The following is a 21,812-nucleotide window of genomic DNA, read 5'->3' on the forward strand; positions in this document are numbered from 1 at the left end:
TCAGCCCCTCCTCGTGCGCAGGAGGACGAGGCCGAGGAAGACGGCGGCCCCGAGGACTCCCAGGACGACGGCGACGGGGATCTCGAAGGGGGAGATCGCGGTGCGGGCGATGAGGTCGCAGGCGGTGACCAGGCCGATCCCGCAGACGCCGACCCATGGCAGGTTCGAGCGCAGGTCGTCGCCTCGGAGCATAGAGACGATGTTGGGGACGACGAGGCCGAGGAACGGCAGGGAGCCGACGACGACGGCGACGACGCCGGTGGCGATGGCGACGAGGCCGGTGGCGGCCAGGACGGTGAGCCGGTAGTTGAGGCCGAGGCTGGTGGCGATGTCCTCGCCCAGGCCGACGGCGGTCAGCCGGTCGGCGAGGAGGACGACGGCGACGACGACTCCGGCGACGATCCACAGGATCTCGTACTGGCCGGTGTACACGGAGGTGAAGGACCCCTGGAACCAGATCCCCAGGGATTGGAGCATGTTCGTCTCCAGGGCGACGAAGGTGGAGATCGCCGAGACGACGGATCCGAGCATCATGCCGACGATGGGGACGAGGAGGGAGGAGCGCAGGGAGAGGCGGCTCAGGAGGAGGAAGAAGAGCATGGTCCCGACGAAGGCGGCGACGACGGCGCCGACCATGCGGGTGTGGACGGAGGCGCCGGGGGCGATGGCCATGACCGTCAGGAGGCCCAGGCCCGCCCATTCGGTGGTCCCGGTGGTCGTCGGCTCGGCGAATCTGTTCTGGGTGACGAGCTGCATGATGATCCCGGACATCGACATGGCGGCGCCCGACAGGATGAGGGCGATGGTTCGCGGGACGCGCACGCCGAGGAACAGTTCGCGCCCGGCGTCGCCGGTGAGGATCGAGTACTCGCCGGTTGCCAGGCTGACGAGGAGGAGCGCGACGACGACGAGGGAGGCGACGGCCAGGCCGGGGGTCAGGAGGCGGGCGCGGGTGCGCCCGGGGCCGCTCGCGCGCGGCTCCGGGCGCACCCGCGTCGGTGACGACGTCATCGGAAGGGGTCTCAGCGCTGGGCGCCGGCGGCTTCGAAGGCGTCGGCGAGGGAGTTGAGGATCTCCGTGTAGGTGATGATCGATTCGTTGGTGTAGGTGTCGGCGGGGGCGACGATCACGTGCTGGTCGGCGACGGCGGACACGCCGGACAGGGCGGCGTTGGCGGCGATGACGTCGGCGGCGGGGGTGTAGCCGGCTTCCTCGGCCTTGATGGCGCCGTCGCGGTCGAGGACGAGGATCCACGCGGGGTTGGACTCGGCGATCGCTTCGACGGAGATGTCGTCGCCGGTGTGGGAGTCGGTGCCGGCGGGGACCTCGAGGGCGGGGGTGAGGCCGAGGAGGTCGAAGAGCGGGCCCCACGTGCGTCCGACGGACGGCGCGACGTAGCCGATCTCGCCGCCGGAGACGTTGACGGCCATGACGGTGGAGGAGCCGTCGTAGGCCTTCTTGGCGCGGTCGAGGGCGGTGGTGAAGTCGTCGACGAGTGCGGCGGCCTCCTTCTCCTTGCCGAAGATCGTCCCGAGGGCCTCGACTTGGCGGATGAGCTCGGCGTCGAGGGGCTCGCCCTCGCGGGGTTCGAGGTCGATGAGGGGCGCGTCGGTCAGGGAGGCGATGGCCTCGTTGTGCTGGGTGAAGCGCTGGCCGGAGATGATGAGGTCGGGCTCGGCGGCGACGAGGGCCTCGAGGTTGGGCTCGCGGTGGGTGCCGATGTTGGCGACGTCCTCGCCGGAGTAGGCGGTGATCGTCTTGGGGATGAGGTTCTGGGGGGCGGCGACGAGCGGGACGCCCCAGGAGGCGAGGACCTCGAAGGTCCGGTTGTCGAGGGAGGCGGCGCGTTGGACGGGCAGGGCGATCTCGACGGTACCGAGGTTGGACTCGATGGTGGCCGAGGCCGGGGCAGCGTTCGAGGCGGAGGACTGGGCGATGGCCTCGGCGCTGCTCTGGGCGGCGGAGGGGGCTGCGGCGTCGCCTGCGCCGGAGCAGCCGGCGAGGAGGAGGGCCAGGGCGGCGGGGGCCGCCAGGAGCGACGCGGTTCTGCCGTTCATCGTATTCCTTCGGTCGGTCGGCGTCGGGGGCGCGATCGGCTCGACACCGGTTCAGATTAAGAGCCTAGGCTTACCTAAGCGAATATGAACATACAGAACCCTGCAAAATCGAACAAGCAGGAGACGCGAATGAGCGATTGACGTCACACACAGCCCTCGTTGCTCCTATCACGAGGTCTGCCTTCGGGCCGATCGAGCCTACGAGCGGCGCCTGCGCACGGGGATCCCGGCGACGACGCGGGCGGGTACCGCGGTGTCCGCGGTTGGCGAGGGGAGGACTCCCGACGGATCCGCCTCGTCCTGGAGGCCAGTCGTTTCCTCGACGGGCTGCCCGCCGTGCGACGGATCGTCCGCCCACCGCGACACGACCTCGAAGCGCGGCTCGTCGACCGGGGCGCTCGCCAGAGCCGCGCGCCCCGTCGCCTCGGACGCCGATTCCCGGCGCGACTCGAAGAACGCGGTGAGCTGGACGGTGGCCTCCTGCCCGAGGACCCCGCCGACGACCTCCACCCGGTGATTGAGGCGCGAATCATGGAGGACATCGCGCAAAGAGCCCGCGGCCCCGGCCTTCGGATCCCACGCGCCGAAGACCACCCGGTCGACGCGCGCCGCGATGGCCGCCCCCGCGCACATCGTGCACGGCTCCAGGGTGACGACCAGGGTGCAACCGACGAGATTCCACCGCTTGAGAGTCCGCCCCGCCTCGCGCAGCGCGACGATCTCCGCGTGCCCGGCCGGATCATGATCGGCCTCGCGCACGTTCCACCCCTTGCCGACGATCCTCCCCAGGGAGTCGATGACGACCGCTCCGACGGGCACATCACCGGACTCCCGGGCGCGATTGGCCAAGAAGAGGGCGCGACTCATCGCCTCGCGATAACGGTCCATGGGGGGCACGTGACGAAGTGTAATCGGACCCCGGCCCCGTCGGGGCCGCCGCGCCGGCCCCACGCGGTAGCCTTGACCCATGCGCCTTCACATCGCCGACCACCCGCTCATCGCCCACAAGCTGACCGTCCTGCGCGACCGCACGACGCCCTCGGCGACCTTCCGCCAGCTCGTCGACGAGCTCGTCACCCTCCTCGCCTACGAGGCGACCCGCCACGTTTCCGTCACCGACAAGCGGATCGACACGCCCGTCGCCCAGACCGTCGGCGTCCAGCTGTCCGAGCCGCGCCCCCTCGTCGTCCCCGTCCTGCGCGCCGGCCTGGGCATGCTCGAGGGCATGACCCGCCTGCTGCCGACCGCCGAAGTCGGCTTCCTGGGGATGCGCCGCGACGACGACACCCTCGAGATCGAGACCTACGCGAACCGCCTGCCCGACGACCTGTCCGGCCGCCAGTGCTTCGTCCTCGACCCCATGCTCGCCACCGGGCACACCATGGTCGCCGCCACCGACTACCTCTTCGAGCGCGGCGCGAAGGACGTCACCTGCGTGTGCCTGCTCGCCGCCCCCGAGGGCGTCGCCACCCTGGAGGGGGCCGTCGGCGACCGGGCCGACGTCACCGTCGTCGTCGCCGCCGTCGACGAGCGCCTCAACGAGAAGTCGTACATCGTCCCCGGCCTGGGGGACGCGGGCGACCGCCTCTACGGCATCGTCGACTGAGCTCCCCGTCGACCCATTCGGGGGAGGGCCGCCGGAACTTTTCCGGCGGCCCTCCCCCGAATCATCGGGTCGTCCCCGATCAGGCGGTCGTCACGGCCGAGACCAGCGCGCTCGTCGGCCCCACCGGCGAGAGGGCGACACGGCCGGTGCCCCGGTAGACGTTGACGAGTCCCTCGCCGCTCGTCATCGAGCCGATGATGCTGCGCGTCGATCGCTCCACGGTGAACTGCAGGCCCGGCGACCACATGACGGCCAGCGGCCCGTCGATCTTGAGCTCGTCGTCGGTCAAGTCGACGTACACGAGCTCCTGCGCCGGGACGGCGCTCTCCAGGGCGACGACGCCCGCGCCGAAGAGACCGAGGTTGAACAGGCCCTCGCCGCCGCCGATCGCCGACGACAGGTTCGAGCGGGCGATGACCTTCTGCTGGACCCCGCCCTCGCACGCGAGGAACATCCCGTCCTCGACGACCAGGCCCCCTCCCCACTCGGCCAGGTCGACGAGGAGCAGATGGCGGGTCGTCGGCTCGAGGACGACGAGGCCCGTGCCCGTGTACTCGGGCTTGACGGCGCTCTCGCCGGTGACGGCGCCCCGGAACATCTTCCCGACGAAATCGCCGGCGCCCTTCACCCCGGAACTGGCGCCGACCCGGCCGACGGTCCATTGCATCGCTCCGGCCTGGACGACGGCCGAGCCGCCGGTGAGCTCGATGAGGAGCTGGCGGCGGCGCACGTTCATCTGCGATTCGAAGAACGCCTGCTGGGCCGAGGCCGAGTCGACCGACAGGTCCTTGGTGAACTCGACGACGGAGAAGCTCCCCCTCCTCGCGATGACGTCGATGTCGTCGTTGTCCGTGAAGTTGTGGATCTGGAAGGGCACTGCGAACTCCTTGTCCTCGTGGCGGGCTCCCCTGGCCGCTGTCGTGACCGAACCTACCAGGCCGGGCCGCGCCCCCGGGGCAGGGCCCGGCCGATGATGGGAGCCGGGTCGGCGGGGCCGGTCGCCACGGCCGCCGCGCCCCCGGTCCCGTCAGCCTCGCGCGGCCTCGGCTCCGCGACCCCCCTCGCCCGTCTCGACGCCGCGCGCCGGATCGGTGATCCATTCGCTCCACGAGCCCGCGTAGACGGCCGGGGAGGGAACGGCGCCGGATGCCTCGGCGGCCAGGGCCGCGTGGCACGCCTGGATGCCCGAACCGCAGTAGACGCCGACCTCGACCCCGGCCACCGCCCCGACTGCGGCGAAGCGCTCGGCGAGGACCGGGGGCGCCAGGAAGCGCCCGGCCCCGTCGACGAGGGAGGCCGCGGGCAGGGAGCGCGCGCCGGGGATATGCCCGGCGACCGGGTCGATCGTCTCGTCCTCACCGCGGAATCGCGCGGCGGGCCGCGCATCGAGGAGGACCCCCTCCCGGGCGATGCGTGCGGCGCCCTGCGCATCGACGACTCGCAGGGCCCCCTGAGCGGCCCTGAAGTCCCCGGGAGCCGGGAGGGATTCGCCGGTGTCGACGGGGCCGCCCGCACGAGTCCACGCGGACCATCCGCCGTCGAGGACGCGCACGTCGACGTGGCCGGCGCGGCGCAGGAGCCACCAGGCCCGGGCCGCGGCGATGGACAGCCAATCGTCGTAGACGACGACGGGGCGGTCGTCGCTCACCCCGGCGGCGCGCATCGCCTCCTCGAAGACCCCCGGGTCGGGCAGGGGGTGGCGGCCGGTGACGCCGGGGACGTGCGGGGCGGCGAGCGCCGTGTCCAGGTCGACGTAGGCGGCGCCGGGGATATGGCCCGCGAGGTACTGGGCGCGCCCGTCCTCGTCGGAGGCGGGGCCGGGGTAGCGGACGTCGAGGAGGACGGGGCGGGGCCCGTCCGCCGAGTCGAGGAGGGCGGCGAGGTCGTCGGCGTCGATGAGCGCAGCGGTCTGCATGCCCCGGATTCTAGGGCTCGACGAGCGGGGGCGCCCGGCCGTCGGTCGGCCCCTGGATTCGCGCAGCGCGGGCCCAGGCAGAGGCGCTGCTTTGGCTCGCCCCGATCGCGTCCCGGCGGCCGCGCGCACGCTCCCCTCGTACTCGTCGATTCGTGCTCATCGATCTGCGCGAACGCCGCCTGCACGCTCCTCGAACGACACGGTCCTCGCGCCCCCGGTGATCTCCGGGAGTCGCGAGGACCGGTAGAACCCGGCGATCAGCGACGGGCCCCACTCGAAGAGGCGGATCCGGCGCCGACCCGCTCGTCCCCGACGGCGGCGCCGACTCCGATCAGAACGCCGGGATCACGGATCCGTCGGTCCAGGTCTGCTCGATGTACTGCTTGACCTCGTCGGAGTGGAGGAGCTTCTCCAGCTCGGCGATGGCGGCGCTCTTCTCGGAGCCGGCCTTCCACGCGAGGATGTTGACGGAGGGGTTGTTCTCCGGGGATTCGGTGACGAGGGCGTCGCCGGACAGGGACAGGCCGCCCTCCTGGGCGTAGTTGCCGTTGATGACGGCGGCGTCGACGTCGGCGAGGGAGCGGACGAGCTGCGGGCCGTCGACCTCGGTGAAGGTGAAGTCCTTGAGGATCTTCACGTTGTTGACGTTGGCGTCGGAGCCGTCCGCGGGCAGCTCGACGAGCCCCTGGTCGGCAAGGACTTTGAGGGCGCGCGCCTGGTTGGCGGTATCGGAGATGATGCCGATGGTGCCGCCGGCGGGCAGTTCGTCCAGGGACGCGATCTTGTTGGAGAAGACGGCGAGCGGCTCAAGGTGGATGCCCTTGCCGGCCTCGAAGTCGTAGCCGTTCTCCTTCTCCTGGATCTCCAGGTAGGGGACGGTCTGGAAGAAGTTGGCGTCGAGCGACCCGTCCTCCAGGGCGGAGTTCGGCTGGATGTAGTCGGAGTACTCGACGATCTCCAGGTCGAGGCCGGCGCCGGCGGCCAGGGTGTCGTCGATGTACTGGAGGATCTTCGCGTGCGGCGAGGGCGACGCGCCGACGGTCAGGGTGACGAGGTCGCCCGAGGCGGCGTCGGGCGCGGCCGGGGACGCGGCGTCAGGGGAGGAGCCGCCCGAGCAGGCGGACAGGACGAGGGCGAGGGCGGCGGCGGCCGAGACGGCGCCGAAGGAGCGGATGGAGCGCATGGGTCTTTCCTTTTCTGCGAGTGTCGGACCCTCATGGGCCTCAACCGGATGCCCCCATTGTCGGCGGGCGCTCCGGGTCGGCGCGAGCGACGACGGGTGCCGGGATTGTGTAACACGCCGCCGGCCGGGGCCGCGTCAGGGCCGCGTCCGCGCGGGGCGGCGCCCCCTCCGAGCGGGCAAGACCGGCTCTAAGCGGCGGGATGTCAGCGGTGATCGACCGCCCGGGCGATGACGTCGCCGATCATCTGGACGACCTGGACGATGACGACGATCGCGATGACCGTGGAGATCATCACATCGTCCTGCCAGCGGTTGTAGCCGTAGTTGATCGCCATCTGCCCCAGGCCGCCGCCGCCGACGGCGCCGGCCATCGCCGAGTACCCGATGAGGGTGATGGCCAGGGTCGTCGTCGACTGGACGAGCATCGGCATCGCCTCTCGGACCTGGACGCCCCACCGGATCTGCCGGTTGGAGGCGCCCATCATCTGCGCGGCCTCGATCTTGCCGGCGTCGACGGCGAGGATGTTGGACTCGACGAGTCGGGCGAAGAAGGGGACCGAGAGGATGACGAGGGGGACGACGGTCGCCTGCCACCCCAGGGAGGAGCCGACGATGAGCCGGGTGATGGGGATCAGCATGATGATGCCGATGATGAAGGGCAGGGAGCGGATGATGTTGACGATGAAGCTGATCGTCTCGTAGACGGGCCGGTTCGGGGTCAGGCCCGTCTTGCCGGTCTGGACGAGCACGAGGCCCAGGGGCAGTCCGAGGAGGACGGAGAACGCCGTGGAGAAGCCCATCATCAGGAGGGTCTGCCCGATGGCGGGGAGGAACTGCTTGGTGAGCGCCGGGTTGTCGAGCCACGTGGGGTCGTTCTTGCCGGCGGCGACGAGGCCGCCCAGGTGGGAGGCGGCGTCGACGAGGACGGGGGCGGCGTCGTGGAGGATCGGCAGGATCATGCTCACAGGCTCCTGACCTCGGCGTGGACGTGGTGCTCGCGCAGCTGCGCGATGATCTTGTCGGCGTGGTAGGCCGGGACGGACAGGGCGAGGCGCCCGACCTGGGTCGTGCCGAGGGACTCGAAGGTGCCGGCGGTGACGTCGGCGCCCATGGAGGCCGCGAGGTTGAGGACGGTCGCGCCGGTGGGGACGCCGGGATGCGACGTGAAGATCACGTCGAGGAGGGTCGAGTCGGGGCGCAGGTCGGCCTCGTCGACGCTGGGGGCGGGGACGAGCTCTCGGGCCAGGGGGCTGGTCGGGTCGGAGACGACCGATTCGACGGTCCCGGTCTGGATGACGCGGCCGTGGCCCAGGAGGGTGACGGAGTCGCATATCTCCCGGACGACGGCCATCTCGTGAGTGATGATGACGACGGTGACGCCGGCGACGTCGCGGACCTGCCGGAGCAGTTCGAGGATCTGCCGGGTCGATTCGGTGTCGAGGGCGGAGGTCGGCTCGTCGCACAGGAGGACGGCGGGCCGGTCGGCGAGGGCCCGGGCGATGCCGACGCGCTGGCGCTGTCCGCCGGAGAGCTGGGAGGGGTGGGAGCCTCCGCGCCCGGCCAGTCCGACGAGGTCGAGGAGCTCGTCGACGCGCTGCGAGATCTGGTCCTTCGGGACGCCGGCAAGTTTGAGGGGGTAGCCGATGTTGGCGGCGGCGGTACGGGCGTCGAGGAGGTTCGCGGATTGGAAGACCATGCCGATGCGCCGCCGGGCCTCGCGCAGGTCGCGTCCGCCGAGGCGGGCGAGGTCCTGCCCGTCGACGACGACGGATCCGTCGGTGGGCCGTTCGAGGGCCGTCAGGCAGCGGATCAGCGTCGACTTGCCGGCGCCGGACTGGCCGACGATCCCGTGGATGGAGCCGCGTTCGACGTGCAGGGTGACGTCGTCGAGGGCGACGACCTCGGCGCCGCCGGTGACGGGGTAGACCTTGCGGACCCCGTTGAGGTCGATCATCTCGCTCCTCCGGACAGTGGCGCCCCCGGGTCCGGGGGCTGGTGCCGTCCAGCATAGGGGCGGCGGGAATCCGCCCCAAATCATGTGTTACACGGCCTCGCATCCTGGGATCGGCGCTCGTGGGGATCCGTCGTACCGGCGACCCGCCCGCGAGCCTCGTCCTCTCACAGGCCCGCCCCGACCCCGATCCCGGCGAGGCCCGCCCCGACCGCCAGCGCCCACCCGCCCACGAGCAGCCCCACCGAGGCCGGGCGCCTTCCCCGCTCCCACAGGGAGCGGGCATCGGCGACTGCCGTGGAGAACGTCGTGAAACCGCCGAGGAACCCGGTGGACACGAGGGCGGAGCCGATCGGGTGGTCGGCGAGCGCCCCGGAGGCCAGTCCGACGAGGAAGCACCCGACGACGTTGACGACGACGATCCCCAGGGCCGAGGGCAGCGGATCGGGATGGTCGTCACCCTCCCGGCCCCCGCGCCCCCCGATGCGGGCGTCGACGATCCGGGCGACACGCGAGCCCAGCCTCCACCGGGCGAGGGCTCCCGCCGCGCCCCCGACGGCGACGAGGAGGGAGAGGACCACGGGCGAGTCGACGAGCCCACTCATCGCCCGCCTCCCTCGGGAGCGCCTTTCGACCGGGCGGCGCGCGGCCCACGGTCGCGCCCCCATCGGACGAGTCGCGCACCCCATCCGGCGGCGGCCGCGCCGATGAGGAGCAGGACGAGCGACTGCCCCAGCCCCCAGGCCAGACGGGCCCCGGAGGCCGCACGGCCCTCGTCCGACACGGCGCCGACGACCACCGTCCCATAAGTCGTCAGGGCCCCGGTGAATCCCGTGGCGGCCAGCAGCCGCAAGCGGCTGAGCGCCGCCGACTCCCGATGCTCCGCGAGCGCCTCCAGGACCGCGCCCAGCAGGAGCGCCCCCACGAGGTCGACGACGACAGTCGACCACGCCACGGCCCACGCGCCGTCCCACGGGCGGGCGGCGGCCGCGGCGTCGAGTCCTCCGCGCAGGAGCGCCCCGAGCGCGCCGCCGGCGGCGACGAACGCCCACGGGGGCGCGCCCGCGATCCTCCCCGCCCGGTCCTGCGAACCGGGCGCCCCCGACGACGAGGCGGGGCTTCGGGGCGCGGGGGCGTTCACCCGCTCAGGGTACGACCCCTCGGCCTCCTCCACGCGCGCCCGCCGCGCCCCCGGTCGCGACGGCCCGACTCCTACACTGGCCCCATGCCCCCGCTCCCCCACCGGTCCGCCGACGGCGCCGACCGCCCTGCCGCGGCACCGGCCTCGTCCATCGGCGCCGGGCGCTTCGCCCCCTCGCCCACCGGCGACCTCCACCTGGGGAACCTGCGGACCGCGATCCTCGCGTGGGCGTGGGCGCGGCTGACCGGCCGGCGCTTCGTCATCCGCATCGAGGACATCGACCCCGACCGCTCCGGCAGCGACACCGCCGCCCGACAGCTCGCCGACCTCGCGGCCGTCGGCCTCGACTGGGACGGCGAGCCCCTGGTCCAGACCGGCCGCGCCGACGCACACGAGGCCGCCCTCGCCGACCTCGCCGCGCGCGACCTCGTCTTCGAGTGCTACTGCACGCGCCGCGACATCCGCGACGCCGCCTCCGCCCCCCACGTGCCGCCCGGGCACTACCCCGGCACGTGCCTCGACCTGACCGACGCCGAACGCGACGCCGCCCGCGCGCGACTCGCCGACGCGGGCCGTTCCCCCGCGCTGCGCCTGCGCGCCCCCGCCCCCGAGTGGACGGTCGTCGACGAGCTGCACGGCGAGTGGACGGGGCCCGTCGACCACTTCGTCGTCCGACGGGCCGACGGGGTGCCCGCCTACAACCTCGCGGTCGTCGTCGACGACGCCTTCCAGGGCGTCGATCAGGTGGTCCGGGGCGACGACCTGCTCCCCCAGGCTCCCGGCCAGGCGGCTTTGGCGACGCTGCTCGGAGCCCCGGTCCCCGTGTACGCGCACGTGCCGCTGGCGGTCTCCCGGTCGGGGGCGCGCCTGGCCAAGCGCGACGGGGCCGTCACCCTGCCGCAGTTGGGGGCCGCCGGGGCGGGCGCGAAGGAGGCCGTCGGGCTCATCGGGCGCTCCCTGGGCGTCGAGGGCGCGGCGTCGGCGGCCGACATCGCCGACTCCCTGGGGGTCGAGGGCCTGCGGACGATGAGCCTGGCGCCCTGGGTGGTCGTGCGGGGCTGAGCCCGCGGCGCTCATCGGCGGCTCGATGAGCAGCTCGGCTCCACTCGTCATGGGGGAACGGACACCGGACGCGAACGAGGCGCCCGTCGGGGAGCGCCTCGTGTCGAGTCGGCGGCGGATAGGCGATGCGACGGGAGGAGCATCCAGCCGGATCGCCGTGCGGCGGGACGGCACGCACCATCGCCCCTCCTCGCCGCGACCGGGGATGTCGGCGGACGGGGCATGGCAGACTGTGAGCGTGGACATCATTCAGAAGCTCTTCGGCTACAAGGAGCCGACCCTCATGGTCATCGAGTCCGAGCGCTGGCTCGACCTGGCCCCGTCGGCGGATATCGACGCCGCCGTCGAGAAGCGGTGTCGCAAGGAGGGATGGACGGACCACCGCGAGGAGCCGGGCCACGAGTTCCGCTGCATGGCGATGATCCAGGGCGGCGGCATGACGGGCGTCCTCGAGATCCACAGCCTCGGACTGGTCCTGGCGACCCTGTCGCGCGAGGAGTCGGAGCCGGCCATGGCCCAGATGCGCGAGGACAACAACCTGCGGGCCACCGGGGTGCGCGCCCGCGGGCTGCTCGATGCGGACGGGCGCTGGCGGATCAGCCTCAACCTGTGAGCCGGCGCCGCGCCTCACTCGCGCGCGGGACGATTCCTTGAACAGGGCCGGGTCGCCCGCGGACGCCGAAGAGGCCGGAGAAACGCAGAACCCCCGCCGGTGGATCGCACCGAGGGGGGCCGCTGCGCGCCCGAAGGGACTCGAACCCCCAACCTTCTGATCCGTAGTCAGATGCTCTATCCATTGAGCTACGGGCGCATCGCCGTGTGGCTGAGGACAACTGTACGCGGAATGCCCCGTCAACACCAAAACGGGCCCTGGGCGATGAGTCACACGGACCCGGCGCCCAGGGCGAGCCGTCGTTCAGAAGGTGACCGCCGCCGCCCGCGAGTGCTCGTCGATGACGGCCAGCTCATCGTCGGAGAATCCGAGCTTTTCCAGCGCGCCCACCGAGTCGCGCAGCTGCCCGGCCGACGAGGCGCCGACGAGGACCGTCGTCACCCTCTCGTCGCGCAGGAGCCAGGCGAGCGCCATCTGCGCGAGCGTCTGCCCCCGGTCGGCGGCGAGCGCGTCGAGGGCGCGCAGGTGCTCGATGCGCTCGTCGGTGAGGACGCCGATGTCGAGGTAGCGCTGCTCGGAGGCCCGGGACCCGGCGGGGATGCGGGTCTGGCCGAGATACTTCGAGGTGAGCAGGCCCTGGGCGAGCGGGCTGAAGACCGCCATGCCCAGGCCGAGTTCCCCGCAGGCGTCGAGGAGGCCGTCCTCGACCTCGCGGAAGAGCATCGAGTAGCGGGGCTGGTGGATGACGAGGGGCAGGCGGGCCTCGCGGGCGAGCTCGACGGCCCGACGGGTCTGGTCGGGGTCGTAGGAGGAGATGCCGGCGTACAGGGCCTTGCCGGAGCGCACGGCCTGGTCGAGGGCCCCGATGGTCTCCTCCAGCGGCGTTGTCTCGTCGAAGCGGTGCGAGTAGAAGATGTCGACGTAGTCGACGTTCATGCGGCGCAGGGACTGGTCGAGGGAGCTCAGCATGTACTTGCGCCCCGACCCTCCGGCGCCGTAGGGGCCCTCCCACATGTCGTAGCCGGCCTTGGTGACCAGGACGAGCTCGTCGCGGTAGGGCTTGAGGTCGTGGGCCATATGGCGCCCGAAGTTCTCCTCGGCGCTGCCGTAGGGGATGCCGTAGTTGTTGGCCAGGTCGAATTGGGTGATGCCCAGGTCGAAGGCGGTGCGGATGATGTCGCGCTGGCCGGCGATCGAGTGGTCGTCGCCGAAGTTGTGCCACAGTCCCAGCGAGATCGCGGGCAGGTCGAGGCCGGAGCGCCCGCAGCGCCGGTAGACGGCCCCCTGGGCGCGGTAGCGGTCGGGGTCGGCCCTCCACACGGGGTCGAACTGCTGCTGGGGGATGGGGGTTCCGAGGTCATCGGCGGTGGACGTCATCGTCTCTCCAGGGTGCGGGGCGCGGACCGACGCGGTGCGGCGCCGTGGGCGGATGCGAGGATCCTCCGCGCACCCGGCAGCGCACCCTTATCCTTGCTGCCTTCCGGCCCTGGGGAGGTTCGGATGATACCGTCACGCGGAGGATCGGTTCTTAGTCTACACGGTCGGCGCGACGCTGGGCGCGGCGGCCCCGGACAACAGAAGCGGGAGGCCGTGTGGGCCTCCCGCTTCCTGCTCGTGCGCGAGGGGGGAGTTGAACCCCCACTCCATCACTGGAACACGGACCTGAACCGTGCGCGTCTGCCTATTCCGCCACTCGCGCGTGCCCCGAAATCCTACGGCCCCGACCGCGCGAGCGTCAAACCGGCGGAGGGACGGCCCGGCCGCGCATGCGCCGGGAGCCCTTCATCCCCAGACGAGGATCGCCGCGGACGCGGCCGCGCACGCCGCCGACACGACGAGATCGCGCCATCCCGCGCCCACCGGTTCGCGCTCGATCGGCCCGAGCCCTCCGCGCATCGACATCGCCCTGCCCGTGTCCGCCGCGCCCCGCGACGCCGCCGACAGGGCGGCCGTGACGATATCGACGCCGAGCCGGATCGTCTCCCCGGGCGAGAGTCGAGCGAGCCTGCCGCCCAGGCGCAGTTTCACCGTGTCGGTGACCGCCGTCGTCTGATCGCGCAGGACCGGCAGCGCCCTAAGCGCGTGCCGCATGATCCGGGCCCACTCGTCGACCGGGGCGCCGACGAGGCGCAGCGGCCCCAGGAGCCGGTGGAGGGCTCCGGCGAGCCTCGTCGTCGGCACCGTCCACAGGATCAGCGACGACCCCCACAGGATGACGAGCGCGACGAGGCAGGCCCGGACGAAGATCCAGAAGCCGCCTCCGAGGGAGGCGCCGATGAGGGCTCCGACGAGGCCCGCCCAGAACCAGGCGGGCGGGCGGGGCGCGGCCCGCGGGGGGACGCGCGCGAGGAGGGTCCCGGCGAGCAGGAGGGAGCCGACCGCGCCGAGGGTCGTCCACGACGGGCGGATGAGGGTCAGGGTCGTCAGCGCCGTCCACCAGGCGATGAGCGTGCCCGCCCAGGCGCGCGAGAGGAACGACTCCCAGGGCAGCGGGCGCGGGACGGCGAACCCGGTCGGGCGTCGCGGGCGGCGTCGGGCGGCGCGCCCGGCGGCCTCCGCGGGCCCGGCGGACCCGCTCGTCGGGGCGACGGCGGGCGCCGACTCGGCGGGGGCCGAGCCCGAGTCGGAAATCCGGGGCGTCATCGCAGCACCCCCTGGTCGAGGTTCATCCGCTCGTCGCACAGGGCGCCGAGCCCGTCGACGTCGTGGGAGATCACGAGGACGGACAGTCCCGCTCGTCGCCGGTCGACGAGGGCGTCGACGAGGAGGGCCCGGGAGTCCTCGTCGAGCCCGGCCATGGGCTCGTCGAGGATGAGGGCGGCGGGGTCGCGGGCGAGGAGGCCGGCGAGGGCGACCCTGCGCATCTGCCCGCCGGAGAGCTCGTCGATGCCGCGCGAGGCGAGGGCGGGGTCGAGGCCGACGAGGCGCATCGCGTCGGCGACGATCCCGTCCCGCTCGTCGCCACGGCGCGGGTCGCCGGCCCCGCGGGGACCGGGACGGGAGGATCCCGGTCGGCGCCCGCCCGGGCGGCGACCGGTTCGATTGCCGACGGCCGCCCCGAATCCCGCCGCCGACAGGATGTCGGAGCGCACCGAGGGCCGTTGGAGTTGGAGGCGGGCGAATTGCATCGACAGGGCGACGTCCCCGATTCGACTGGTCATCGGGTCGCCGCCGAGGGTGCACGACCCCCAGGTGGGGGCGAGGAGCCCCGCGGCGATGCGCGACAGGGTCGTCTTGCCGGAGCCGTTGTCGCCGGTGATGAGCAGCCCGCAGCCGGGCTCGAGGATGAAGGTCGCGTCGTGGAGGACGTCGTGGCGCCACGGGGTCGACACGTCGTAGGCGTGGGCGACGCGGTCGACCCACAGGGCCCCGGTGCGGGCGGGGCGGTAGGCGGGCGCCCGGAGCCGGTCGTCGGGGGCCGGGGATCCCGCCGGCGCGAGGGCCCCGTAGCGCGGGGAGGGCCGGGGGTCGGCGGCGGTGGGGACTACCGGCGCCGCGGGAGCCTCGCGAGGGTCGGTCGCGGGCCCCGCCGCGCCGTCGGGGGCGTCGGAGTCCGACACGATGCGCCCCGCCGCCATGCGGATCAGCCGATCGGCGCCCGCGGCCTCGGAGGGGTCGTGGGTGATGTGGACGACGGTCGTCCCCCGTTCGGGCAGGCGCGCGAGGACGCCGATGAGATCGGCGCGGCCGGCGCGGTCGATCATCGCGGTCGATTCATCCGAGATCAGCAGGGCGGGCCGGCGCACGAGCGCCCCGGCGAGCGCGAGGCGCTGGAGCTGGCCGCCGGACAGGTGACGGGTCAGGGCGTCCTCCCGGCCGTCGAGGCCGACGAGGCGGAGGACCCCGTCGAGGTCGACGCCGTCGCGCTCGTCGGGGGCCAGGCCCCACAGGACGTCCTCGGCGACGGTCTCGCCGAGGATCTGGAGCTCGGAGCGCTGGGCGACGAGGGCGGTCCCGCCGACCTCTCCCAGGCGCGCCGCTCGGCGCCCGGCGCCGCCGGGCCTGCGGATCTCCCCGCTCGTCGGGTCGGCCCCGGCCAGGAGGAGGGCGAGGGTCGATTTGCCGGATCCGTTGGGGCCGGCGATGACGGTGAAGGACCCCGCGTCGATCGTCAGGTCGACGCGGTCGAGGGCGGGAGCGGCGGCCCCGGGGTAGGAGAAGGAGGCGGCCTCGAGGCGCAGCGGCAGCGGCGGGTCATCCCCCCGATGGGGCGCGGCCGGAGCGGCAGACTGGGGGTCGGGGACCGCGTCGGCCCGGTCGCCGACGAGCGGGTCCCATCCGGTCGCCAGGTCGATGCGCGCGAGGACCGCGCCGACGAGCCAATGGGCGACGAGGACGAGGAGGGCGAGCGAGACGAAGGAGACGACCGGCACCCACAGCCACCAGTGGTCGATGAGGGAGGAGACGAGGCCGGAGGCCCGGGAGGCCGACTCCTCCAGTCCGGGGACGCGGGCCAGGAGGGACAGGTAGCCGTCGATGGAGGTCCTCGCCGATTCGAGGGAGAGGGTCCGCAGGTCGTCGAGGAGCCAGAGGAGGCCGGTGCCGGCGGCGGCGCCGAGGCCGGCGATCCCGGTCGTCGCCAGGGCCAGGCCCGTCCTGCCGACGCCCGCCCGGTGGAGGGCGCCGATGACGGCGCCGACGACGGCGGCGACCGCGGCCGAGCGCGCGGTCATCGCCCCGCCGACCGCGAGGGCCATGAGGACGGTCGTGGCGAGGGCGGCGACGGCGGCTCTGGGGCGCATCCTTACGGCGATCATCGCCAGCGGGACGGCGGAGGCCGCGCGGATGAAGAGCCCGAAGACCGGGGTGACCGAGCTGATGAGCCCCAGGGCGACGGCCAGCGCCGACAGGGCGCCGCAGGTGGCGATGTCGATGGGCCCCAGGCCCGGCCGTCGTGTCATGGCGCCAGGGTGCCACAGCGCCCCGGCCGGGTCGATTCCGGGCGGCGCGGAGGGCGAGCCTCCGTGTGTCAAGACGCGGGCTGTCGATTCCGGACGGATCCGAGAGGGCCCGGGTCGAACCACGGGCGGCGAATGTGATTCATGACATAGGATGGGATCTGTTGGCAACCGCGACGACGAGGTCCTGCACCCCATGGCACACGCACCCAAGAGCCAGTTCACGATCAATTCGCGCTCCGCTCAGACGATGACGACCCGTCAAAGGCGCGACCACCCGACGATCAGCCCGGTCAAGCTCGTCGGCCAGATCGGCGGCGCCCTCGTCGTCCTCCTCAGCCTCTTCATCGAACTGCCCGGCCTGGACGCCGCCGGCACCCGGATGTTCGGCATCTTCCTGGCCGCGATCCTCCTGTGGGTCACCGAGGCCATCCCCCTGGCGGCCACCGCCGTCCTCGTGATCTTCCTCGAGGTCCTCCTCGTCTCCAACAAGGCGCTCCTGCCCGTCGCCGAGGACGCCCCCGCGTACACGTCGTTCTTCGGCGCGCTCGCCAACCCGGTAATCATCCTCTTCCTCGGCGGTTTCATGCTCGCCGACGGCGCCGCGAAGTACCGGGTCGACCGCGCCCTGTCCGCCGTGCTCCTCAAACCCTTCCTCGGCAAGCCGCGCCTGACCGTCATGGGCGTCATGCTCATCACCGCGATCCTGTCGATGTTCATGTCGAACACGGCGACGACCGCGACGATGTTCGCCGTGATGATGCCCGTCATCATGGGGCTGCCGGAGGGCCGGGCCCGCACCGGCATCGCCCTGTCGATCCCCGTGGCCGCCAACGTCGGCGGCATGGGCACGCCCGTGGGCACCCCGCCCAACGCCATCGCCCTGGGGGCCCTCGACGCCGCGGGGATCTCGGTGACCTTCCTCGACTGGATGCTCGCCGCCGTCCCCCTGATGCTCATCGTCCTGGCCGTGTCCTGGGCGTTCATCTCCTGGCGCTACATCCCCGCCGACGCCGCCTTCGACATCGACACCTCCGCCCGATTCGACACGAGCCGCAACGCGAAGATCTTCTACGTCACCTCGGTCGTCACGATCCTCCTGTGGATGACCGAGGCCCTCCACGGGATCTCCGCGAACATCGTCGGCTTCCTGCCCGTCGTCGTCCTCCTCATCTTCAAGGTGATGAGCGGCGACGACCTGCGCGCCCTCGACTGGCCCGTCCTGTGGCTCGTCGCCGGCGGCATCGCCCTCGGCTCGGGCGTCGGCGCGACCGGCCTCGACGCGTGGATGCTCGGATCGATCCAATGGTCCGCGATCCCCGGCGTCCTCCTGATCCTCGTCCTCGCCCTCGTCGGCTGGGTGACGTCGAACGTCATCTCCCACTCGGCCTCCGCGAACCTCCTCGTCCCCATGGGCATGGGTCTGGCCGCCACCGTGTCCACGTCCGCCGCCGAGATCGCCATCGTCCTCGCCCTGGGCTGCTCCCTGGGCATGTGCCTGCCGATCTCCACCCCGCCCAACGCGATCGCCTACTCGACGGGCACCACCCCCACGCGGGAGATGGTCGTCGTCGGCGTCGTCGTCGGCCTCACCGGCATCGTCCTCCTCGCATTCGTCGCCCCCCTGACATGGGGCCCCCTCGGGGTGGTCTGAGATGCCCGAGGCGGGACGGCCCGGGCCGTCCCACTGGTGGACGCGGGGCCTGGGGGCCAGCCGCGACGAGGAGGTGTGGAGCCGGACCGACGTCCGCCGCTCCGGCCACCGGCCGGGTCACCACGTCCACGTCCTCGTCATCGGCGACGACTCCCACGGGATCGCCCACGCCCTCGCCGAGGACATGGCGGAAGCCTTCCCCAACCTGTGCCTCGACCGCATCTCCGGGCCCCACCGCCTCGGCGAGTACGACGCGACCCTGGGGCCCGACGACCACGTGGTCCTCGCGATCGCGACCTGCGAGGTCGCCGACATCGACGAGACGATCCGCCTGACCGACTCGATGCCGATCCTCGCGTTCACCCGGTGGCTCGTCGTCACCGACCGCCCCTCCCACACCGACCTGACGCGGGCCACCCAGTCGGGCCGACTCGCGTCGGTGACCAACGCGCCGTGGAGCGTGCCCCTGCTCATCGGCCAGTGCTACTCGACGATGGTCCGCCACCTGCGCGGCGAGGGGCGCTCGACCGACCAGATCATCGCCCTCATCGGGGACCCCCCGCCCAGCGCCGTCCAAGGGCCCCTCGTCGAGGGCCTCGGGTTGAGCGAGCACCAGGTCGTCCTCGACCTCCTCGCCGGCGTCGAGAGGGTCCTGGGGCGGCGGCCCCGGATCGTCGTCCCCGCCGGGACGCGCCTCGTCGCCCAGGGGGAGCCGGTCGCCGCCGTCCACCTCGTCCTCGACGGGGACGTGTCCCTCCACCGGGACTCGGCCCGCGGGGAGGTCCTCGCCCACCACGCCAGCTCCGGCCCCCTCATCGGCCTCGTGTCCCTGGCCCGCGCGGAGGAGGCGTTCTTCACCGGCGTCACCACGTCGGAGACGACGCTCGTGCGGCTGACGACCGAGCAGCTCCAGATCGCCCTCCACGAGGACCCGTCCATCGGGTCGACCCTGACGGCGCTGGCGATCCGCTCGTTGACGCGCCGCCTGATGAGGGCCGAGGACCTCCACCTGGAGAACGCGATGCTCGCCGACGACCTCGAGGAGCAGAAGGAGCAGCTGGCGGGGGCCCTGGAGGACCTGCGCCGGACGCGGGCCGAGCTCGTCGACCGGGCGCGCTTCGCGATGCTCGGCGAGCTCAGCGCCGGGATCGCCCACGAGCTGAACAATCCGGTGACGGCCCTCACCCGGTCGGCCGAGCACCTGGCCGAGGATGTCGACGCCCTCCTCGGGTCCTCGTCGCAGACCTCCCGGGCCCGGCGGGCGATGACCCAGGCCCTGCACGCGGCGCCGATGTCGACGGCCGACGAGCGCGCCCTCGTCGCCCGGATCCTGGGGGCCGCGGGCGGCGACCGGGGTCTGGCGCGGCGCCTCGTGCGGGCCGGCGCGAGGGACGAGGAGGAGGCGCGGCGCCTCGTCGAGGCCGATCCGGGGCTCCTCGGGTCCGTGGAGTCGGGGGCGCGCGTCGGGTCGTCCCTCCGGGCGATCCTGTCGGCCTCGGACCGGGTCGTCGAGCTCACCCAGTCCCTCAAGGGGTATGCGCGCCCCGACGCGCACGACGCGCGGCCCGTGGACGTGCGCGTCGGCGTCGACGACGTCCTGCGCCTGACCCGCCATCGGCTGCGCGACATCGAGGTCGACTGCGACTACTGCGACGCCCCGCCCGTCGTCGCCCATCCCGGCAGGCTCGAGCAGGTGTGGACGAATCTCATCGTCAACGCCGCCGAGGCCATCGAGGACGAGGCCGCCGACCTGCGAGCCACAATGGGCTCCGATGGGAACGGCGGGGCCCCATTGCCGGCGCGGGGGGACGAGCCGGCGCGCATCCGCGTATCCGTGCGGCACGAGGGCGACCGGGTCGTCGTGTCGGTCTGCGACAACGGGCCGGGCATCGACCCGGCGATCATCGAGAAGATCGTCGAACCGCGCTTCACGACGAAGGCCGGTCGGGTGCGGTTCGGATTGGGGATGGGGATGTCGATCGTCAGGTCGATCGTCTCCGACCACGGGGGCTCGCTGTCCATCGAGTCCCGTCCGGGCGACACGGCCATCCGCGTGTCGCTTCCGACGGCCGGCACGCCCACCACCGATGAGGAGGAACACCCATGACTTTGACGATCCTCTCCCTCGAGGACGAGGCGGACGTCCGCGACGCCCTCGAACGCGACTTGGAGGACCTGTGGGGGCGGATCCGCCTGGAGACCGCCGAGGACGTCGACGACGCGTGGAGCGCGCTCGAGGCGGTCGCGGCCGACGGCGACGAGCTGGCCCTCGTCCTGTCGGATCATCGGCTCCCCGGGCGCACCGGCGTGGACTTCCTCGTCGACCTCGTCAAGGACCCGCGTTTCGCCCGCGCCCGCACGGTGCTCGTCACCGGGCAGGCCGACCAGGACGACACGATCCGCGCGGTCAACGAGGCGGGCCTCGACTACTACATCGCCAAGCCGTGGGAGCCGCAGGCCCTGCGCGCCGTCGTGCGCGATCAGCTCACCGAGTACGTGCTGGCCGCCGGCGTCGACCCCCTGCCGTACATGCCCCTCCTCGACGGCGTCCGCGTCATGGAGTCGCTCCGCTAGGAGCCGGCCCGGGCGGGGCCGTCCGGCCCCGCCTCGACGTCGATCCCCCGGCGGATCAGGGCGGCCGCCAGGACGCCCGCCCCGTCGGCCAGCGCCCCCGAGTGCGTCCCGTCGTAGACGCTCGTGCACCCGCACGACGGACTGCGGTCCTGCAGGACCGCGCGCGCCACGCCCAGCTGCGCCGCCTCGTCGGCGACCCCCCGCGCGCCACGGACGAAGGCCTCGGTGACGTCCCGGCCGTCGGCCGTCACCACCCGCGCCCTCCCGTCGAGCACGTCGAACCCGTCCCCGCCGACGATCTCCGCAGGCGGCCTCGGGATCCCCAGCCCGCCGAGGACCTCCGCGCACCGGGGCAGCGCCCGACCCGCCTCGACCTCCTCGACGACCCGCGGATCGGTCTTCGCCCGCCCGTCGTAGCGGCACGCGACTCCCGCCAGGCACGCGGAGACGAGGACCGGGGCGGGCCCCGCCGGCGACCCGCCCGGACGCCCGGCGCCCCCGTCCGTCACAGCGCCTCTCCCCCGGCGTTCGAGCAGAACGTCGGGCCCTCGAACCCGGCCTCCCCCAGCACTTGGAAGATCGCGTCGAGGATGCCCGCCGGGTCGGCCGCTCCCGCCGCGAACTCCGGGTGCGCGATCTCGATGGCCGCCATCCCCGACGGCCCGCCCACCGGCGCCGTCGAGAAGCGCCCCGACAGCAGGGCGTCCGCCCGCGCCAGGTCCGCCGGCGCCCCGTAGACCCACGAGACGGCCTCGTCCCCGTCGGCGCCGCGCCGCAGGAACATCCGCGTCATGACGACGCCGCGCCCCTCGCGGGGGAACGCGTCCCCGACCCGGGTGAACAGGGCCAGCGACTCGCCCCCGATGTCGTCCTCCAGGAGCGCGTACGCGTACGCCCCGATGCCGCGCAGCGTCAAGGAGTCGGCGATCACCCCGAGGACCTCGTCGCCGAAGGGCTCGTCCTGGAAGTACACGCCCTCGCCGACCTGCGGCGCCCCCGGGCCGATGACGCTGATCCCCAGTCCCGCATCCGCCAGGGCGTCGCGGACCAGCCCGATGTCGTGCTCGGGGAAGGGGTGCAGGGCGGCGGCGTTGCGGCCGATCCTCTCGACGAACACGTAGGTGGCGAACCCGGGCCCGCGGGACTGGGGGTCCATCG

General features: G+C 73.0%; 21 protein-coding genes, 2 tRNA genes and 1 other RNA gene. 6 read left to right on the plus strand and 18 right to left on the minus strand.

Translation table 11 applies throughout. The features are described from left to right. The 3 genes from M3T53_RS09460 to tadA form a co-directional block, all read right to left on the minus strand. Nucleotides 1-1,011 (minus strand): iron chelate uptake ABC transporter family permease subunit, encoded by a 1,011-nt coding sequence (locus M3T53_RS09460; protein WP_272434280.1) that lies wholly within the window; start codon nt 1,009-1,011, stop codon nt 1-3. 11 nt (nt 1,012-1,022) lie between these two features. After that, the gene (locus tag M3T53_RS09465; RefSeq protein WP_272434281.1) at nt 1,023-2,057 is read right to left on the minus strand and encodes a siderophore ABC transporter substrate-binding protein; all 1,035 of its coding nucleotides are present in this window, start codon (nt 2,055-2,057) and stop codon (nt 1,023-1,025) included. A 198-nt stretch (nt 2,058-2,255) separates the two neighbouring features. Further along, entirely contained in the window at nt 2,256-2,945 is a 690-nt protein-coding gene (tadA, locus tag M3T53_RS09470) for a tRNA adenosine(34) deaminase TadA (protein WP_272434342.1), read from the minus strand. Nucleotides 2,946-3,024: 79 nt separating this feature from the next. Here tadA and upp point away from each other — a divergent pair, with 79 nt between their 5' ends. Continuing rightward, the gene (gene upp / locus M3T53_RS09475) at nt 3,025-3,663 is read left to right on the plus strand and encodes a uracil phosphoribosyltransferase (protein WP_272434282.1); all 639 of its coding nucleotides are present in this window, start codon (nt 3,025-3,027) and stop codon (nt 3,661-3,663) included. Between the two features lie 79 nt (nt 3,664-3,742). On the opposite strand, the gene M3T53_RS09480 is transcribed toward upp, so the two are convergent. The 7 genes from M3T53_RS09480 to M3T53_RS09510 form a co-directional block, all read right to left on the minus strand. Continuing rightward, nucleotides 3,743-4,540 (minus strand): AIM24 family protein, encoded by a 798-nt coding sequence (locus M3T53_RS09480; RefSeq protein WP_272434283.1) that lies wholly within the window; start codon nt 4,538-4,540, stop codon nt 3,743-3,745. A 150-nt stretch (nt 4,541-4,690) separates the two neighbouring features. Next, nucleotides 4,691-5,578 (minus strand): sulfurtransferase, encoded by an 888-nt coding sequence (locus tag M3T53_RS09485; protein ID WP_272434285.1) that lies wholly within the window; start codon nt 5,576-5,578, stop codon nt 4,691-4,693. Nucleotides 5,579-5,909: 331 nt separating this feature from the next. Further along, entirely contained in the window at nt 5,910-6,761 is an 852-nt protein-coding gene (locus M3T53_RS09490) for a MetQ/NlpA family ABC transporter substrate-binding protein (protein ID WP_272434286.1), read from the minus strand. 203 nt (nt 6,762-6,964) lie between these two features. Beyond that, nucleotides 6,965-7,720 carry a methionine ABC transporter permease gene (locus M3T53_RS09495; protein ID WP_272434287.1) on the minus strand — a complete coding sequence of 252 codons (756 nt, stop codon included), beginning with the start codon at nt 7,718-7,720 and terminating at the stop codon, nt 6,965-6,967. A 2-nt stretch (nt 7,721-7,722) separates the two neighbouring features. Then, nucleotides 7,723-8,715 (minus strand): methionine ABC transporter ATP-binding protein, encoded by a 993-nt coding sequence (locus M3T53_RS09500; protein ID WP_272434288.1) that lies wholly within the window; start codon nt 8,713-8,715, stop codon nt 7,723-7,725. Nucleotides 8,716-8,879: 164 nt separating this feature from the next. After that, nucleotides 8,880-9,317, minus strand: a complete 438-nt coding sequence (locus tag M3T53_RS09505; protein WP_272434289.1) for a fluoride efflux transporter FluC — start codon at nt 9,315-9,317, stop codon at nt 8,880-8,882. Further along, on the minus strand, nt 9,314-9,853 hold the full coding sequence (locus M3T53_RS09510; protein WP_272434290.1) for a CrcB family protein: 540 nt from the start codon (nt 9,851-9,853) through the stop codon (nt 9,314-9,316). The genes M3T53_RS09505 and M3T53_RS09510 overlap by 4 nt, the downstream gene beginning before the upstream one ends. A gap of 84 nt (nt 9,854-9,937) precedes the next feature. Here M3T53_RS09510 and gluQRS point away from each other — a divergent pair, with 84 nt between their 5' ends. After that, nucleotides 9,938-10,915, plus strand: coding sequence for a tRNA glutamyl-Q(34) synthetase GluQRS (gene gluQRS, locus M3T53_RS09515; protein ID WP_272434291.1), 978 nt, complete (start codon nt 9,938-9,940; stop codon nt 10,913-10,915). A 238-nt stretch (nt 10,916-11,153) separates the two neighbouring features. Continuing rightward, nucleotides 11,154-11,528 (plus strand): hypothetical protein, encoded by a 375-nt coding sequence (locus M3T53_RS09520; protein ID WP_272434292.1) that lies wholly within the window; start codon nt 11,154-11,156, stop codon nt 11,526-11,528. 125 nt (nt 11,529-11,653) lie between these two features. On the opposite strand, the gene M3T53_RS09525 is transcribed toward M3T53_RS09520, so the two are convergent. From M3T53_RS09525 to M3T53_RS09550, 6 genes are all read right to left on the minus strand, one after another. Next, nucleotides 11,654-11,726: transfer RNA gene (locus M3T53_RS09525), tRNA-Arg, on the minus strand. 105 nt (nt 11,727-11,831) lie between these two features. Then, nucleotides 11,832-12,905: an aldo/keto reductase gene (locus tag M3T53_RS09530; protein WP_272434293.1), complete on the minus strand. Its 1,074-nt coding sequence runs from the start codon at nt 12,903-12,905 to the stop codon at nt 11,832-11,834. 53 nt (nt 12,906-12,958) lie between these two features. Then, an RNA gene (gene ffs, locus M3T53_RS09535) (signal recognition particle sRNA small type) lies at nt 12,959-13,054 on the minus strand. 89 nt (nt 13,055-13,143) lie between these two features. After that, a tRNA-Leu gene (locus M3T53_RS09540) sits at nt 13,144-13,227 on the minus strand. An 83-nt stretch (nt 13,228-13,310) separates the two neighbouring features. Further along, the gene (locus M3T53_RS09545; RefSeq protein ID WP_272434294.1) at nt 13,311-14,171 is read right to left on the minus strand and encodes an energy-coupling factor transporter transmembrane component T; all 861 of its coding nucleotides are present in this window, start codon (nt 14,169-14,171) and stop codon (nt 13,311-13,313) included. Next, nucleotides 14,168-16,429 carry an ABC transporter ATP-binding protein gene (locus M3T53_RS09550; protein ID WP_272434295.1) on the minus strand — a complete coding sequence of 754 codons (2,262 nt, stop codon included), beginning with the start codon at nt 16,427-16,429 and terminating at the stop codon, nt 14,168-14,170. Before M3T53_RS09550 ends, M3T53_RS09545 begins: the two co-directional genes overlap by 4 nt. A gap of 223 nt (nt 16,430-16,652) precedes the next feature. Here M3T53_RS09550 and M3T53_RS09555 point away from each other — a divergent pair, with 223 nt between their 5' ends. From M3T53_RS09555 to M3T53_RS09565, 3 genes are read left to right on the plus strand one after another with little or no spacing between them, the layout of a single operon-like run. Continuing rightward, entirely contained in the window at nt 16,653-18,080 is a 1,428-nt protein-coding gene (locus M3T53_RS09555; protein ID WP_442866951.1) for an SLC13 family permease, read from the plus strand. 1 nt (nt 18,081) lies between these two features. After that, the gene (locus tag M3T53_RS09560; protein ID WP_272434297.1) at nt 18,082-20,187 is read left to right on the plus strand and encodes a sensor histidine kinase; all 2,106 of its coding nucleotides are present in this window, start codon (nt 18,082-18,084) and stop codon (nt 20,185-20,187) included. Further along, nucleotides 20,184-20,654, plus strand: coding sequence for a response regulator (locus M3T53_RS09565; protein WP_272434298.1), 471 nt, complete (start codon nt 20,184-20,186; stop codon nt 20,652-20,654). The genes M3T53_RS09560 and M3T53_RS09565 overlap by 4 nt, the downstream gene beginning before the upstream one ends. Here M3T53_RS09565 and M3T53_RS09570 read toward each other — a convergent pair. Together M3T53_RS09570 and M3T53_RS09575 are read right to left on the minus strand one after the other, a co-directional pair. Next, nucleotides 20,651-21,163, minus strand: a complete 513-nt coding sequence (locus tag M3T53_RS09570; protein ID WP_272434299.1) for a DUF523 domain-containing protein — start codon at nt 21,161-21,163, stop codon at nt 20,651-20,653. The two genes, M3T53_RS09565 and M3T53_RS09570, sit on opposite strands and share 4 nt — an antisense overlap. Further along, nucleotides 21,160-21,810 (minus strand): hypothetical protein, encoded by a 651-nt coding sequence (locus M3T53_RS09575; protein WP_272434300.1) that lies wholly within the window; start codon nt 21,808-21,810, stop codon nt 21,160-21,162. The genes M3T53_RS09570 and M3T53_RS09575 overlap by 4 nt, the downstream gene beginning before the upstream one ends. Between the last annotated feature and the right edge of the window lie 2 nt (nt 21,811-21,812).

This window comes from Actinomyces sp. B33 (assembly GCF_028437565.1).
GTDB lineage: Bacteria > Actinomycetota > Actinomycetes > Actinomycetales > Actinomycetaceae > Pauljensenia.